At 39.8% G+C, this 16,843-nt stretch carries 12 protein-coding genes; 6 read left to right on the forward strand and 6 right to left on the reverse strand.

The window, feature by feature from the left end; genetic code table 11:
• Position 1 precedes the first annotated feature (1 nt).
• Positions 2-454 carry an adenylyltransferase/cytidyltransferase family protein gene (locus AC106S_RS12345; RefSeq protein WP_482439439.1) on the forward strand — a complete coding sequence of 151 codons (453 nt, stop codon included), beginning with the start codon at positions 2-4 and terminating at the stop codon, positions 452-454.
• 39 nt (positions 455-493) lie between these two features.
• Here the strand turns inward: AC106S_RS12345 and AC106S_RS12350 are convergent, their stop codons facing one another.
• The 5 genes from AC106S_RS12350 to pnuC all read right to left on the reverse strand — a co-directional run bounded on the left by AC106S_RS12350 (position 494) and on the right by pnuC (position 6,522).
• Complete coding sequence (locus AC106S_RS12350) at positions 494-3,088, reverse strand: TonB-dependent receptor domain-containing protein (RefSeq protein ID WP_482439440.1); 2,595 nt, start codon at positions 3,086-3,088, stop codon at positions 494-496.
• 169 nt (positions 3,089-3,257) lie between these two features.
• Positions 3,258-4,283 carry an endolytic transglycosylase MltG gene (gene mltG, locus AC106S_RS12355; RefSeq protein ID WP_482439442.1) on the reverse strand — a complete coding sequence of 342 codons (1,026 nt, stop codon included), beginning with the start codon at positions 4,281-4,283 and terminating at the stop codon, positions 3,258-3,260.
• Positions 4,284-4,318: 35 nt separating this feature from the next.
• A complete protein-coding gene (gene dapF, locus AC106S_RS12360; RefSeq protein WP_482439444.1) occupies positions 4,319-5,086 on the reverse strand; it encodes a diaminopimelate epimerase in 768 nt (255 codons plus the stop codon).
• A gap of 93 nt (positions 5,087-5,179) precedes the next feature.
• On the reverse strand, positions 5,180-5,848 hold the full coding sequence (locus tag AC106S_RS12365; protein WP_482439445.1) for a hypothetical protein: 669 nt from the start codon (positions 5,846-5,848) through the stop codon (positions 5,180-5,182).
• On the reverse strand, positions 5,845-6,522 hold the full coding sequence (pnuC, locus tag AC106S_RS12370) for a nicotinamide riboside transporter PnuC (RefSeq protein WP_482439446.1): 678 nt from the start codon (positions 6,520-6,522) through the stop codon (positions 5,845-5,847). The genes AC106S_RS12365 and pnuC overlap by 4 nt, the downstream gene beginning before the upstream one ends.
• Positions 6,523-6,686: 164 nt before the next feature.
• Here pnuC and AC106S_RS12375 point away from each other — a divergent pair, with 164 nt between their 5' ends.
• The 4 genes from AC106S_RS12375 (at position 6,687) to AC106S_RS12390 (ending at position 12,109) form a co-directional block, all read left to right on the forward strand.
• The gene (locus AC106S_RS12375; protein WP_482439448.1) at positions 6,687-8,204 is read left to right on the forward strand and encodes an amino acid permease; all 1,518 of its coding nucleotides are present in this window, start codon (positions 6,687-6,689) and stop codon (positions 8,202-8,204) included.
• Positions 8,205-8,247: 43 nt separating this feature from the next.
• Positions 8,248-9,261 carry a WD40/YVTN/BNR-like repeat-containing protein gene (locus tag AC106S_RS12380; protein ID WP_482439449.1) on the forward strand — a complete coding sequence of 338 codons (1,014 nt, stop codon included), beginning with the start codon at positions 8,248-8,250 and terminating at the stop codon, positions 9,259-9,261.
• A gap of 273 nt (positions 9,262-9,534) precedes the next feature.
• The gene (hemN, locus tag AC106S_RS12385; protein WP_482439450.1) at positions 9,535-10,893 is read left to right on the forward strand and encodes an oxygen-independent coproporphyrinogen III oxidase; all 1,359 of its coding nucleotides are present in this window, start codon (positions 9,535-9,537) and stop codon (positions 10,891-10,893) included.
• A 7-nt stretch (positions 10,894-10,900) separates the two neighbouring features.
• Positions 10,901-12,109: a hypothetical protein gene (locus AC106S_RS12390; protein WP_482439452.1), complete on the forward strand. Its 1,209-nt coding sequence runs from the start codon at positions 10,901-10,903 to the stop codon at positions 12,107-12,109.
• Between the two features lie 114 nt (positions 12,110-12,223).
• Here AC106S_RS12390 and AC106S_RS12395 read toward each other — a convergent pair whose 3' ends face one another.
• Positions 12,224-13,594: a PQQ-dependent sugar dehydrogenase gene (locus tag AC106S_RS12395; protein ID WP_482439453.1), complete on the reverse strand. Its 1,371-nt coding sequence runs from the start codon at positions 13,592-13,594 to the stop codon at positions 12,224-12,226.
• A gap of 218 nt (positions 13,595-13,812) precedes the next feature.
• Between AC106S_RS12395 and secD the strand changes: the two genes are divergently transcribed.
• Positions 13,813-16,707 carry a protein translocase subunit SecD gene (gene secD, locus AC106S_RS12400; protein WP_482439454.1) on the forward strand — a complete coding sequence of 965 codons (2,895 nt, stop codon included), beginning with the start codon at positions 13,813-13,815 and terminating at the stop codon, positions 16,705-16,707.
• The last annotated feature ends 136 nt before the right edge of the window (positions 16,708-16,843 follow it).

Genomic DNA, 16,843 nt, shown 5'->3' on the forward strand with positions numbered 1-16,843 from the left:
TATGAAGACACAAAAAATAGGTATTACCTTTTCCTCATTCGACCTGCTGCACGCAGGGCATATCAAAATGCTTGAAGAAGCCAAAACAGTATGTGATTATTTAATCGTAGGCCTCCAGATCGATCCTTCCCACGACAGACCGAATAAAAACAGACCGAGCCAGACCATTGTAGAAAGATATATCCAGTTAAAGGCCGTAAATGCGGTTGACGAAATTATCCCTTACTACACCGAAGAAGACCTGCTGGACATCCTGAAATCTTTTGTCATTGATGTAAGAATCATTGGTGACGATTATATGGACAGAGACTTTACAGGTAAACAGTATTGTGAGGAAAAAGGAATAGAGATTTTTTATAATAAAAGAGATCACAGATTTTCCACGAGCGACCTGAGAAGAAGGATTTACGAAGCTGAGAAAGAAAAATTCGAACAGACAGAAACTGTAAAATAAAGAAAAATCCCGAAAAATTAATTTCGGGATTTTTTATGATTACATCGGACCCTGCTGGTCGTCGCCGGATTCATTGGCGTTGATGTCTTTTTTCTTCTTCGGCTGCTCTATTTTTTCACCCTGCTTGAATCGGTAAGTTAAAGCAATAGAGAACTGTCTTGGCTGCCACTGCATATAGTTTCGGCGGGAATAATCACTGTTGAAACTTAATACCTCTCTGTTTCTGGTGTTGAAAATATCCTGGATATTGAAAGAGATGGTTCCGTCTCCTTTCCAGATCGTTTTGGAAGCACCCAGATTCAGAGCATACATATCTTCCGTATTCTGGTTGGCTGTTTTCTGAGCTCCTCTGTAAAACCCTTGAAGCTGTACACTTAACGTCTTGTCGATCTTAAATGTGGTATTAAGACGGGCTCTGGTAGAAAAACCGTCTCCAGTGAAGTTCATCGTTCCTGTTTTTGCATTTCCGTCTGAATCTTTTGTGTCATAGTAAGCAATACCCGTTGTTTTATAACCGAACATATCTAAGCTACCCATAACTTTTAACCATGAGAACGGATCGTAAGTGAAATTCAGATCCAAACCATAACGGTCGTCATTGCCTAGATTGATCGGCTTGGTATAGAAAACACTCTGGCTTTCATCTGGTCTGTAAACAAGCATTTTGGTGTCATCCGTTGCGTGTCTGTAATAAAGGGTAGGATTGATCGTGAATTTCTTTTTCGTAATATTATATCCCACTTCATAGGAGTCTACGTAAGAAGGGTTCAGATCAATATTTCCTTCAAATACATTCTGGCTGTTGCTGTAATTCGGGAAAGGAACCAGGAAGAAAGATCTCGGTCTGTCTATTCTTCGGGAATAGTTTACCAAAATCTGGTTGTTTTTAGCAATATCATAGCTTAAAAACACACTCGGGAATAAATTGTTGTAATTTTTATTTTTATTCAACGGTTCCTTATTGGGATTCAGGCTTGTATAGTCGATCTTAACATTTGAAAGCTCATCTCTTAATCCTAACTGATAAGCAAACTTTTCTCCGATTTTGCTTTTAAACTGCAGGTAGAAGGCATTGAACATTTCACGATAATCCGTCTTATTGTTGTAGTCAAGGAGAAAAGGATTATTGGAAGTACTGTTTACCGTGTTGTCGTAATCATTGTTGTTCACGTCTATTCTGTATCCTGCTTCAAGCTTAGACTGTTCGCCGATCGGAAGTTCATAATCCGCTTTTCCGATAATGGATCTGTTTACGGAATATCTTCGGGTAATATCCTGCTGAACAAATTCGGAATCTGAAGTTTCCAGAATATTGGAATTGTTGACACTTCTGTTTCGCTGCACACTTAATGATACGGATAAATTCTGTCCTTTATCGTCAAATTTGTGATCCAGTCCCAGATCTCCCTGGAAGGCAAGATTGGTGCTTCTTCCTTCAGAGTCTCTCTGTCCGAATGGAGTAAGCAGGTTCCAGGTATTCAGAGTTCTGTTATAGCGGTAAAAACTGTCGTATGTATTGAGAAGTTCACTGTTGTCACTTTCAAATGTTCTTACAACCCCTGATAAATTAACAGACGTTTTATCTGAAATATCATAAACAAAGCCGGCGCTTGCATTATAGTTCTTGTTATAGCTCTTGTTTCTTGAGTTCTGAAGCTGATATGTAGGTATATCTCTCGGCTGTAAAAACGGACTTGCTGTAGGATCTACATCAGGAAAGGCAATATTGTGGTAGGTAGTTTCCGTATCGTTTTTACTCTTGTTTTCAGAGTAACCGCCGCCGCCGTTCAGGAACCACGTCCAGTTGTTTTTTCTCCAGCTGAGGTTGGTGTTCAGTGCAGTTCTCGGAAGATAACCTAAAGTACCGATCACACTTCCGTTGAAACCTATTTTTTTATTCTTTTTAAGGATGATATTCAGGATCCCTGAAGTTCCGCTCGCCTCAAATTTGGAAGAAGGATTGGTGATCACTTCAATTCTCTCGATCTGATCAGCAGGAATACTCTGAAGAGCATTGGCTCCGTCATCAATTCCCAGAAGGGCAGAAGGCTTACCGTTGATCAGGAATTTCACATTGGAGCTTCCTCTCATAGAAACCGTTCCGTCCGTATCCACAGAAACCGAAGGAACATTGGAAAGTACATCCTGAAGGTTTCCTCCCTTACTTACGATATCCTGAGACGGGTCGTAGGTTTTCTTATCCAGTTCTACTTTATAAGGTTTCGTAGCCGCCGCAGTGATAACAACTCCCTGGATTTCCTGTGTTTTTCCGTCCAGAGTAGTGGCTGCTTCAGGTTGTATAGATAAGGCTCCGATGCTTCCCGGGCCGGTAATGCTTTTGTTGACTGTGCTTTTCCTGTAATCAATTGCCTCTACTGTAATGTCGTAATTTCCAGGGACAAGCTCCAGTTTATACTGTCCTTTTTCATCGGTCAGTACGGCATCACTTAATGCTTTGTTGGCTTTATTGCTGAACGTTACTGAAGCGTAGGGAACAGGCTGGTTGTTTTTGTTGACAACAGTTCCAGAAACCCCTGCTTTTTCCTGTGCAAAGGCCATAGCAGCGGCCGACAGCACAAAAGTAAGCGCTAAAGTTTTTTTAGTGAAAATACTGACAATTTCCGTCTGATTCATAAGTTAGTTTTTGTGTAAAATCATGAAATTATACCTCTTAATATTGTGAAATCATTAATTGGGCTGAGTTTCAAAATATTACGATTTGTTTATTATTTATGGTATATATGTATTATTAAAATGCTAAATGTTAGTTATTGATCTGTTAAAATAAAGTTAAAATTATTTTTTATTTAATATTTTTAGAATTCAGCCAGTCCTGATAGGCTTTTGCATTCACGGCATGTTCTTCAGCACTTGCTGTAAATTTGTGATAGCCGAATCTGGCAGGGTCTGCACACATAAAAATATAATTGTTGTTTTCAGCTTCCAGCACCGCATCTACGGAATTTTTATCCACCACACAGATTGGTCCCGGAGGAATTCCTGCATTGGCGTACGTGTTATAAGGAGACGGCGTAGATAAATGTTTGTACAGAACTCTTTTGATCGGCTCTTTGAAATTCGTCTGCTTGTTGATTGCATAAATCACGGTGGGGTCAGACTGAAGTTTCATCCCTTTTCTGTAACGGTTAAGGTAAAGCCCGGCAATTGTTTTCATTTCATCTTTCTTACCTCCCGATTCTTTGTATACAATAGAGGCCAGCGCATAGATCTGATCTCTGGTGAGTCCGGACTGCTGCTCCTTGTTTTGTCTTTCGCCCGTCCAGAAGTCCTGGTACTGTTCATCAAATTTTTTGAAAAATTCGCGTGGGCTCACGGTCCAGTAAAAATTATACGTATCAATGAAAAAATATTTTTTCAGGTCTTCCGCATTTCTGTAACCTTTTTCCACAGCAATTTCATTCAGATCATTTACAAAATGTAGAGAATCCAGCTCCGTCTTCTTCGTTACCTTCCCGATCATCTGGTACATATCCCCAAAATCTCCGATTCTGAAACTGTTGGCCGTCTGATTTCCGGCTTTGATCATATTCACGAGATTCGTGTTTCCTGCTCCTTCCTCAAAATGATAGCGGCCGGGTTTAAAATATTTGTCCAGCCCCTTATCTTTGGCTACCGTTTCAAAAGCTTCTTTATTTTTCACATACGGGGCAACAGAATCAAGCACCTGCCTGAAACTTGCTTTGTGGGGAATCAGCACATACCCGTCCTTTGCAACGTTGTTTCCGTAATAGGTATTATAAAATCTCAAACCAAAAAATCCTGCTGCTGCCAATATCAGCAGAACGATAATGAGAACCGTTTTTTTCATTCTTTAATAAAATGTTGATTAAAAGTTTCTGTCTTTTAGATAAGATCTACTTTACCCTTAAAAACCTGCTTTGCGGGACCTTCCAGCCAGATGTTGCAGAAAGAATTTCCGTTTTTCTCCGCATATACTTTAAGATTTCCCCCCAAAGTTTTAACTTTTACAGAGATTAGATTGTTTTTCTGCAGAAAAGTTAAAGCCGAAGCTGTAACTCCTGTCCCGCAGCTGTAAGTTTCATCCTCAACACCTCGTTCATAGGTTCTTACAAAAATTTCATCATCTGTAATTTTTTCCACAAAATTCACATTGATGCCTTTTTCTTTATAATTTTCTGAATTCCGGATTCCGTTTCCTTCTGCAAAAACATTGTAATTCACCAGATCTTCCACATACTTTACATAATGGGGAGATCCTGTATTCATCACGGTGTCTTCACCGTCATTGGAAACCGTATGAACATCAATCATTTTTAGCCTGATAATTCCGTTGTGAATTTCAGCCTCATGTTCACCGTCTATGGCAATAAACTTACATTTATCTTCAAAGATGTCAAGGAAGAAAGCAAAAGCAACCAGGCATCTTCCGCCGTTTCCGCACATGGTACTTTCTCCGCCGTCCGAATTATAATATACCATTTTGAAGTCATACTGGTCATCATTTTCAAGAAGGATAAGCCCGTCGGCACCAATTCCGAAACGCCGGTCGCAAAGTTTTTCAATAATATCTTTGTCTTTAGGGAACTGAAGGTCACGGTTGTCTATCATTACAAAGTCATTTCCCGTTCCCTGGTATTTATAAAATTCCATATTCTTTCTGATCTAAAATTAACGAGCAAAATTAATATATTTTAAACGAAAAACGGACAGTGAAAACTGTCCGTGATGTTATTTATAATCGTTTTATCTAAAACCTCCCGACTGTCTCGAAGTATTGGTACTTGGCGGTGGCGTATTCTGAGAGCCTGAATTGTTTCTGAACCCTCCGTTCTGGTTCTGATTCTGGTTTTGGTTCTGATTATTATACTGCTGTGTATTTCTGAACCCTCCTGTATTATTTCTGGTTCCCTGATTATTCTGGGTATTGTTGCTGTTCTGCGTACCTGAAGAATTTCGGAATCCTCCGGTATTTCTCGTACCCTGATTATTCTGGTAATTGTTGTTATTCTGAGTACCTGTGGAGTTTCTGAACCCTCCGCTATTGTTACTTCTGAATCCGTTGTTATTACCGCCTCCGGTAGGCTCACCTCTGAATCCGCTATTCGGTCTCTGTGAGGTTACCGTTCCGCTATTCCTTCTTTCCACATACACTTTTCTTCTGCTGTTGTTGTAATTGTAGTAATAATAAGGAGCTCCGTTATCATAATAATAATTGATGTCGTTTCTGTAATAGTAGCCGTCATTACCATAATAACCGCCACTGCCGTAATATCCGGACGGAGCATAATAATATCCGTTGTTATAATAGGGGTCTCCATATCCGTTATTGGCATATCCGTCAGCATAAGCCAGACAGGATGATAAACCGATAATGACTGTAAGACTGAGCGCTATTCTAAATAAATTTTTCATGACTTTTTTGTACTTTTTTCTTTTAAATTTTTTTTCCAGTTAAGGTATCCTAAGATAGCCATTATTGTAAATACCAAATATTGAACCGAAGTGATGCCAAGCTCCTTAAAAATCATCATAGGGATACAGATAAAATCTCCGATAATCCAGAAAAACCAGTTCTCAATGCGCTGTTTGGCCATAAACCACATTCCCACTAAAAATATAGAAGTGGTGATTACATCAAGCCAGTTGGCCCAGTCAAGATGATATAATCCCAGGTTGGTTCCTTTCATGGAAAAATGGTTGTCAATATAAGGTTTGTAATAATAAACAAGAGTAACCAATGCCAGGCTGACGATAAAAAGCAGTCCTGCAAACATTCTTTCCTTCCGGGTAGCCCAGGAAACTTCCACATGAATATGATCCTCCGAGTTTTTAGACCATAGGATCCATCCGTAAATACTCATGGCGGTATAATATACATTGATCATGCAGTCTCCCAGCAATCCGAAGTTAAAAAGAATATAAACGTAGATGAGTGTGGAAATAATCCCGGTAGGGTATACCCAGATATTCTTCCTGATGGAAAAATAGACACTCAGAATTCCGAAAAAAGCTCCCGAAGCCTCCAGTATGATTTGCAAAGTATCATATTTTTCATAAGGCTTTACGAAGAGATCATATAAATTCATGCGGCCAAAAGTAAACAAAAATTAACACTTCATGAAATAATTTAAATAAAGTGTTAATCAGTTTTTTAGGCTGTTTAATGTAAAATAAATCATTAAAGTTTGTCAATAAACGTTAAGGTTTGTAAAATTTTTATATTTTCGTAAATCCTTAATAAATAAAAAACATGTCTAAAATTTGGGTTAAGAAGCCACTGAGTGCCTATGAGGCAGATATGCAGAAAAGTGAGCTGAAGAAAGTCCTGGGAAAATGGAGTTTAACAGCAATTGGAGTAGGAGCCATCATTGGCGGTGGAATTTTTGTTCTTACCGGAACAGGAGCTTATTACCATGCGGGACCGGCATTGGCTATCTCGTTTATTATAGCAGGTATTGCCTGTGTTTTTGCCGCATTATGTTATGCAGAATTTGCATCTATTATTCCTGTTGAAGGATCTGCATATGCATATGCATACGGAACGGTAGGTGAAATTTTTGCATGGGCGATGGGCTGGTGTCTCATTCTGGAATATGCTATGGCAAGTATGGCAGTCTCCGTGAGCTGGTCCGGCTATTTTACCAAATTTCTGAAAATTTTCGGAGTTCATTTACCCGCCTATCTCACCTCCGATCCTGCCAGTTATACAGGAGAGGGGTTTTCAATGAACCTTCCTGCATTTATTCTTGTTTTACTGATTACCGCATTATTGGTAAAAGGTACTAAAGAAGCGGCTGGAGCAAACAACCTGATCGTATTATTAAAGACTGCGGCAGTTGTTTTCGTAATCATTGCCGGAATTTATATCATCTTTTCCAATACAGATCTTTATAATGCTGCTGACGGAGTAAAGAACTGGAAACCTTTTATTCCCGATCAGATAAAGATCAAAAACTCTGAAGGAGATATGGTCTCGGCCTATGGTATTCAGGGGATTATTTCGGGAGCCGCGGCTATCTTTTTTGCCTATATTGGTTTTGATGCTGTTTCTACACAGGCAGGAGAAGCCATTAACCCTAAAAAAGACGTTCCTTTTGCGATTATCACTTCATTATTAATCTGTACAGCATTGTATATCTGCGTATCTCTTGTGTTAACGGGAATGATGCATTATACAGACTTCAATCCTGAAGGGAAATTCCCGGATGCGATTAAAGCTCCGGTTGCCTACGCTTTTGAAATTGCAGGAAAACACTGGGCAAGTAATATTGTGACCATTGCAGCTACGGTAGGATTGATCTCCGTAGTGATGGTAATGATGATGGGGCAGTCCAGAATCTTTATCGGTATGGCAAAAGACGGGTTGATCCCCGGGTTCTTCGGTGAACTTCATCCAAAAACAAAAACGCCTTACAAAGGAATCATCCTGTTAGGAACTATCGTGGCGTTTATTGCAGCGTTTACACCTATTTCCACATTGGCGGATATGACAAGTTTCGGAACTCTGTTTGCGTTTACCCTGGTTTGTATCGCGGTATGGGTAATGAGAAAGAAAGAACCCAATTTAATCAGACCTTTCAAAGTACCGGCTTATCAGATTGTAGTGATTTTGGGAGTGGTGATTAACCTGTTTCTGATTTCAAGACTAAGTGCTCATGCACTGGAACTTTCTGCCGCATGGCTGCTGTTGGGAGGATTGATCTATTTTCTTTACGGAAGATCAAACAGTAAACTGAACAATCCTGAAAAATATAAAAACATCGATTAATTATTAATACAAACCGCTTCGGCGGTTTTTTTATTTTATGCCTATGAAAAAGATTTTTTCCATTGTATTGTCAGGCTGGGGAATATGGTCATTGGCTCAGCAGGTTGAAAGCTTTACCCCTGTTTTTGAAGATAAGATCAGCATAAGAGCTATTGAGCTGTATGATCATAAGGTATGGTACAGCGGGTCAGATTCAAAATTCGGCTATGTAGATCTTAAAGATCCTGAAAAGCGTAAGCAGATTAAACTTTCAGATAAAAAGCTTGAATTCAGGACACTGGCTCAGGACAGGAATTCCTTCTATGCAATCAATATAGTAAGTCCGGCTTATTTCTTTAAAATTGATAAAAAAGATCTGAAATCCCAGGTGGTTTTTACCGATACCGCCAAAACGGCTTTCTATGATGCCTTACATTTTGTGAATGATAAACTGGCCTTTACTTTCAGCGATGCGGCTCCGGATAATATACTGAAGCTTGCTGTCCTGAGAAACGGAAAGTGGAGTATGTTCAAAAATAATATAAAACTGAACAGCGGGGAAGCGGCCTTCGCTGCCAGTAATACCAATATCGCTTCTTCGGAAAATTACCTGTGGATTGCAACAGGAGGAAAGGCTTCAAGGATTTTAAGACTTAACCTGAAAAATGAGAAGACGGAAGTTTTTGAAACGCCTTTTATACAGGGAGATGGGGCACAGGGGATGTATTCAGTAGATTTTTTTGAAGATCAGTTCGGCATTGCAGTGGGAGGCGATTATACCAAACAGGCTGAAAATATTAATAATATTGCGACAAGCCGTGATGCCGGAAAAACCTGGCAGGTTCAGGCTTCCGGTCAGAATGCAGGCTATACGACCTGTGTAAAGATTAAGCCGGGTTCAAAAGGAAAAGACATCATCTCTGTTGGAGATCAGCACATCAGTTATTCATCAGACTTCGGGAAAACATGGAAAAAGATTTCCGATGAAAAAGGACTGTTTGTATGCGATTGGGTAGATGATCATTCTGTGGTATTCGCAGGAAACGGGCGGATTATGATGATGAAGCTGAAATTCTAAAAAATAGTTAACCCCAATTTTCCATCGTTTCTGTTTAAAGAAAATATAAATTTTAATCATAGAAAATAACTTCCCCGATCAGAGTAGATTCAATGACGGGGGAAGATGTTTAATATCAGCCTGTCAGAAGGGTTTTATGAAAGTATTTAGATTCATTATAAAATAGAACCTAATATAATTCATAGGTCAAAATTCATCAGTAATGGTTAATTTTGCACTATGGAATCCGGTAAGACTGAATTTTACCGTTCCAATAAAATTTTAATTTTCAAGATGAACTCTTTAATCGATAAATATAATATTCCCGGGCCGCGTTACACTTCTTATCCTACCGTCCCGTATTGGGATGAAACAACGTTTTCACCGGAAAAATGGAAGGAAAGCGTTATCAGGTCTTTTCATGAGAGCAATGCTGGGGAGGGAATTTCTATTTATATTCATTTGCCTTTCTGTGAAGCATTATGTACATTCTGTGCCTGCCACAAACGTATAACCAAACAGCACAGCGTTGAAACACCTTACCTGGAAAGCGTGTTGAAAGAGTGGAAACTGTATCTTGACCTGTTCAATGAAAGGCCCAGGCTGAAAGAGCTTCACCTGGGAGGAGGAACACCCACGTTCTTTTCTCCGGAGAACCTGAAAATATTACTGGAAGGAATTTTTGCTACCGTAGAAATTGCAGAACATCCTGAATTTTCTTTTGAAGGACATCCGAACAATACCACCAGAGAGCATCTTCAGACATTGTATGATCTGGGATTCAGAAGAGTGAGCTTCGGAGTACAGGATTATGATCCTAAGGTGCAGAAAGCCATCAACAGGATTCAGCCTTTTGAAAATGTGAAAAACGTTACCGAATGGGCTAAAGAGATCGGTTACAGAGGAATCAGTCATGATCTTGTTTTCGGGCTTCCGCATCAGACCTGGGAAGCAATGGAGCATACGATCAGAAAAACAATGGAACTGAAGCCGGACCGTCTGGCTTTCTATTCATATGCTCACGTTCCGTGGGTAAAAGGAGTGGGGCAGAGAGGATTTGATGAAAATGACCTTCCGAGCGGGGAAGAAAAGCGCCGCCTGTATGAAGACGGTAAAAAACTGCTTCAGGATCTGGGATATATTGAAGTGGGAATGGACCATTTCTCCCTGGAACACGATGATCTGTATCAGTCGCTGATCCATAAAAAGCTTCACCGTAACTTTATGGGATATACCTCAAGCAATACCCAGCTGATGGTAGGTCTGGGAATGTCTGCAATCTCCGATTCATGGTATGCTTTTGCCCAGAACGTAAAAACGGTGGAAGAATACCAGAAGGCAGTGGAAGAAGGAGAAATTCCTGTAGTAAAAGGCCATATCCTTAACGGAGAAGATCTTACCGTGCGAAGACATATTCTTAATCTGATGTGCCAGCTTGAAACTTCTTTTGATGCCGGAAACTCTTTCCCTGAACTGGAAAATGCACTGGAAATGCTGAAAGAAATGGAAAATGATGAATTGGTGGAGATCAGCAATAACCGGATTAAAATTACAGAAAAAGGAAGAGCATTTACAAGGAATGTAGCGATGGTTTTTGACCTCAGAATGATGAGAAACAAACCGGAAACCAGAATCTTTTCAATGACCATATAGAAAACGGATGCACAGAAATCATAAGCTTCTCATTGCTTTTCTGTATCTGTTTGCATTGTCATTCAGTGTTTTTAAGACCATAAGGGTTCCCGGGCAATGGGCTGTGGCGCACTGGCTGATGGATTACCGTTTCGGATTCATTAAAAGAGGACTGCTGGGAGAGATCTTTGGTTTCTTTTTTGAGAAAAATGAGTTCAATATCCTGATCCTGTCATCAGTGGTCTTATTTCTGCTGTATGCCGTACTGTTTATAATTGCAGTCGGAAATACCTGGAGAAATTACAGTATTGAGAAAGTTCTGTTTTATACGGTATTCTTTTTATCGCAGTACATCATATTCTCAGCACACCTGATCGGTTATTTTGATCATCTTATTTTCCTGATGACCTTATTGTCGGTTTGCCTGATCCGTGAGAAAAAAATTGTACCGGCTTCGCTGATTATGGCATTCAGTATTGTTGCGCATGAGATTTCTTTTGTTCTGATGGTTCCGGTCTGCATTTTTGCACTGATGATGAACGAATTCAGGGATCATCAGCAGATTTTTACTTCACATCTGCTGAAAATGATCGGGATCTGTTTATTGTTTCCCGCTGCGGTGGTGGTTTCTGTGTTTATTTACCAGGAATGTTGCGGACAGGATAACCGCCGGCTTATCTTTAATTATCTTCAGGATACGGGACTGATCGGGAAAAAGGTGATCAATTCAGTGGCAGCTGCTTATTCTGATGGTTTTGGAAATCATTTCAGAAGCGAAGCTCCCCATTTTCTGCAGAGGGTTTTTATTTCCACAGGAACCATAAGCTACGGAATACCCCTGCTTTTTATGATGTACATGGTATACAAACAGTTCAGCAGAATAAACATATATGTTCTTTTAGTGCTTGCTGCTGTATCGGCATCACCGTTACTTCTCCATTCAATTGCCTGGGACACATTCAGGATATGGAGTTTTCCGTTTATGATTCTTTTTACAGGATTCTGGATCTTGTGCGACAGGTTGGGAAAAACTTATCAGCCCGGCCATTCATTGACCTGGTTTGAAATGATCTTTTTCTTCATATCAATAGTTCTGGTAACGGTATTTCCCAATTTTCTTTTTGATAATGAAACTGAAAGATTTTCTGTCCCTGTGAGAATTCTGGTGCTTGTTCCTGTTCTTTCAGTCTTATATTATCTGTATAAAAAAGTCCCGGAACAATATAACCGGGACTGAAATTTAACAGGTAAAAAATAATCAGGTAGAATTTTTAATGATATAATCATGAATTTTTGAATTATAATCATTCCTGATTTTATGCTCCATACCTGGGTCTTCCTGCCTTAACCTTTATTCAACAATAAGTTTCTGGCTGTAAGACCTGATATTCCCGGATTTTAAGATCAGATAATAAGTTCCGGTGGGAACTCCTGTGATATCAATACTGCCGTCGTTTTCAATTCTGGCATTTTCCAGAACTATTTTCCCTTCGGTGCTGATGAGATCTGCGGATCGTTTCTTTTCATCAAAGCCCTCAATGAAAACTTTGTCAGAAGCAGGATTGGGGTAAATTCTCACAGGGCTATAATTATCTGTTTCTGCTACGGCTAACGTTCCTGTTGTGATTTTAAAGATTTTTCCGCTGGTTACGGCTGCTACATACAGTTCTTTCTGAAAATCCTGCCCGAAAGTAGAAAAATTATTCCCGGAACTTGCAGCTGTCCACACGATAGAATTGTCAGGATTCATAATTCCGATCTGCATAGAACAATAATCTGCAAAAAAGTATTTTCCCTGAAGTGAAGGAAACTGACTTCCTCTGTAAATATAGCCTCCGGTAATGGAACATCTTCCTCCCGAGTGATTATAGACTGCTACCGGAAAAGTCATCGTTGCCATTCCGGGACATCCTGCTGTATTATAGGCATTGTTTCCTTCATAGCAGCGCCAGCCATAATTTACTCCGGCCTGCGTGATGGGAACCCTGTTGATTTCCTCTATGGCTCCCTGGCCTACATCTGCGATTATAACATTTCCGGAGGTAAGATCAAAAGACCATTTCCATGCATTTCTCAGACCATATGCCCAGATCTCATCAGCACCGTCCACACCTGCTCCGGCAAACGGATTTCCCGGAGGAATATTATAGGATCCCGAAGAATTCACATCAATTCTCAGCATTTTACCTAACAGAGAGTTTTTATTTTGTGCATTGTTGTTGGGGTCCCCGCCGCTGCCTCCATCTCCGGTGACGATCCAGAGGTTTCCGTCAGGAGCAAAATGAATGCTGCCGCCGTTGTGATTGTCGAAGGGTTTAGGAATGTTCAGCAGGATTTTTTCAGAAGCAGGATCAGCTACGTCAGGGTTGGATGTACTTACGGAATATCGGGCAACAATTATATTTCCTGCCGTATTGTTATAATACACAAAGAAATAGCCGTTTGAAGAATATTGAGGATGAAAGGCAAGCCCCAGAAGGCCTCTTTCTCCGTTGAAGCTGACTTTGGTACTGATGTTCAGAAAGTCTGCTCCGTTAGCACTGCCGTTAGGCTGAAGGATCTTAATAATTCCGTTCTGCTGTACAACGAAGAGACGGCTGTCTCCGGCGTTGGTGATTTCCACGGGACTGGTAAGCCCGGATGCAAATTCTTCCAAATTAATACTTTGAGAATTAACAATTAAAGAAGAAAAAATACCCATCGTAAAAAGTAGTTTTTTCATAATATTTTGATATTTAGTGTATTGATATAGGAATGAAAATTTTATACCAATTAAAATTTGAAAATTTCATGATGATAAGCTCAAAAAATTGTTAAATCTTAAATAGAAATTAAAACACCGATATATCTGAAAATAAACCATTTCTGTTGTTAAAAAATTCATAAAATATCAAGAAAATCATTATATTTGCCGACTTAATTTAACGTAGTTATAACAAAATGCAAGGAAAAGGACTTATTACAATTGTTGCTATTGTGCTAGGGCTGATATGCTTAAACGAGCTGTTGCCAACCTGGTACGCCAGCAAAATTGAATCGCAGATTGAAGCTGCGAATGGGAACGAGAAAGAGATCAAACGGATCAAGGAAGATACTCTTAATCTCGGTTATACAAAGCTTTACTATTCAAAAGCAAAGGACAAGGAAATGAAACTTGGTCTTGACCTGAAAGGGGGGATCAACGTTCTGTTGGAGATCAACCAGAGAGACCTGGTGAACGATCTTACCAATTATTCTACCAATCCTGTTCTTATTGAAGCTTTGAACAAAACTGACGAGGTTCAGAAAAATTCTACCAAATCTTACATCGACAATTTCTTCGAGCAGTTTGATGTGATCAACAAAACAAAAGGAACCAACCTTAAACTTGCTGATCCTGAATTATTCGGAAATACCAATCTGTCTGAGATTAAATACAATACTTCTGATGAGCAGGTAAAAAGCATCATTAAAAGAAGAGTTGATCTTTCTGTGGGAACGGCTTTCGAAGTAATCAGAACAAGGATCGATAAGCTTGGTGCTATCCAGCCTAACGTACAGAGAGTTCCTGGTACAGCCAGAATCTCAGTGGAAATGCCGGGGATGAAAGACATCGACAAAGTGAAGAAGATGCTTCAGACTTCAGCAAAACTTCAGTTCTGGGAAGTACAGCAGGTTCCTGAAATCGCTCCTTATTTCCAGAATTTAACAGCTATGGTAAGCGCAAAAGGAGACTCTATGGGAGTTAAGAAGAATATTAACTTCATGAACCTTCTGCAGCTTGACAAATTAAGAAGCAATGGGGTAGCCAATGTAAAACTATCTGATACTGCTGTTGTAAACAAAATCTTAAACAGCAAAGTAGCCCAGTCTTTACGTCCGGCCAACATTAAATATACACAGTTTATGTGGGGTTACAAACCTGAAGCTACAAGTCCTGATGATTTGGTACTGTACGCGATCAGAAGTAACATCAACCAGAAAGCTCCGGTAGACGGTGCGGTAGAAACTGCCAACATCAGCTACGATGAACTTGGGAGAGTAGTGGTAGATATGCAGATGGATTCCAAAGGAGCTAAAGAATGGAAAACTTTAACAGAGAAAAACGTAGGAAAACCTGTTGCGGTAACTCTTGATAACAGAGTATATACAGCTCCGAATGTTGTAGGCGCCATTCCAAACGGAAGAACTCAGATCTCCGGTAACTTCTCTCAGGAAGAAGCTAAAGAACTGGTAGACGTTTTAGGTGCAGGTAAACTGCCGGCCGGTGCAAAAGTGGTTCAGGCTACACAGGTAGGTCCGTCTTTAGGACAGGAATCTATTAATGCAGGGATGATCTCATTTGCTATTGCATTCCTTATCATTATCGTTTATATCATTTTCTATTACGGTGGTGCCGGAGTATATGCAGTAATTGCAATGGTAATTAACCTGTTCTACATCTTCGGGATCATGGATTCCGGTGACTTTACGCTTACCCTTCCCGGTATTGCAGGTATCGTTCTTACTATGGCGATGGCAGTAGACACCAACGTAATTATCTATGAAAGAACCAAAGAAGAACTATTCGCAGGAAAAAGTATCCTGGAAGCTTATAAAGACGGTTTCAAACACGCTTTAAATGCGATTATCGACGGGCACACCACTACATTACTTACCGCTGTGGTACTGTTCTTCTTCGGAACAGGTCCTATCAAAGGATTCGCATTAACGCTGATGATTGGTATCGTAATGACGTTGTTCACTTCCGTACTCCTTTCCAGAGTAATGATCTTCAGCAGACTTGATAAAGGAAAAGGCCTTTCCGTATGGACTGCCCCTACCAAGAACCTGTTCAGAAATACATGGATCGATTTCATCGGTAAGAGAAAATATGCTTACATTATTTCTGTTGTTTTAACCGTAATCTGTATCGTTTCAATCGCAACACACGGATTTAAATACGGTATCGATTTCACAGGGGGTAGAAACTATGTGGTGAGATTCGATAAGACCGTTAATGCTAATGACATTGAAGAAAACCTGACCAAAATCTTCAAAACTGAAGACGGGAAAAATTCTTCTGTTGAAGCTAAGACTTTCGGAAACGACAAACAGTTAAAGATTTCTACGGATTACCTTATCGAAGACGAATCTTTAAAAGCGGACCAGATTGTTGAGCAGAAATTATATGAAGGACTGAAAGCAAACCTGCCTGCGGGAATCAGCCTGACGGATTTTAAATCTGCTGATAAAGACCATGCCGGAATCATTTCTTCTGAAAAAGTAGGTCCAACAGTAGCAGACGATATCAAAACACACGGTATCCTTGCAGTTGTAGCTGCTTTAGCCGGAATCTTCATTTACATTCTTGTACGATTCAGAAAATGGCAGTTCTCTCTTGGTGCAGTGGCAGCATTGTTCCACGATGCGGTAATTATTCTGGGAGCTTACTCGCTTCTTCACAAATATATGCCGTTCAACATGGAGATCAACCAGGATTTCATTGCAGCGATCCTTACGGTACTTGGGTATTCAATTAACGATACCGTGATCATCTTTGACCGAATCAGGGAATATTTAAGAGAGAAAAAATCTTTAACACTGGCAGGATTATTTGATGACTCTATCTCCAGTACATTAGGTAGAACATTCAATACCTCATTCACAACCATCCTGGTGATCTTAGCGATCTTCATCTTTGGTGGTGATAACTTAAGAGGATTTATGTTCGCTATGCTTATCGGTATCGGATTTGGTACATATTCATCCATCTTCATTGCATCTGCAATTGCTTATGATTTCCTTAAAACAGGAAAAGAAGAAGATGTACACGGAAAGTCAACATCCAATAAAGAAGTACTTGCTTCAAAGTAATACAGACTACAATAAATAAGTAAAGGCCGTTTCTTTTGAAGCGGCCTTTTTTATTTATGATTAGCAGCAGAGCCAGTACTTTCAGTTATGGAATTCTGAATGATTTCAGGATAAAATCTGAAAAACTGAAAATTGA

The organism is Chryseobacterium sp. FR054 (genome assembly GCF_056844565.1).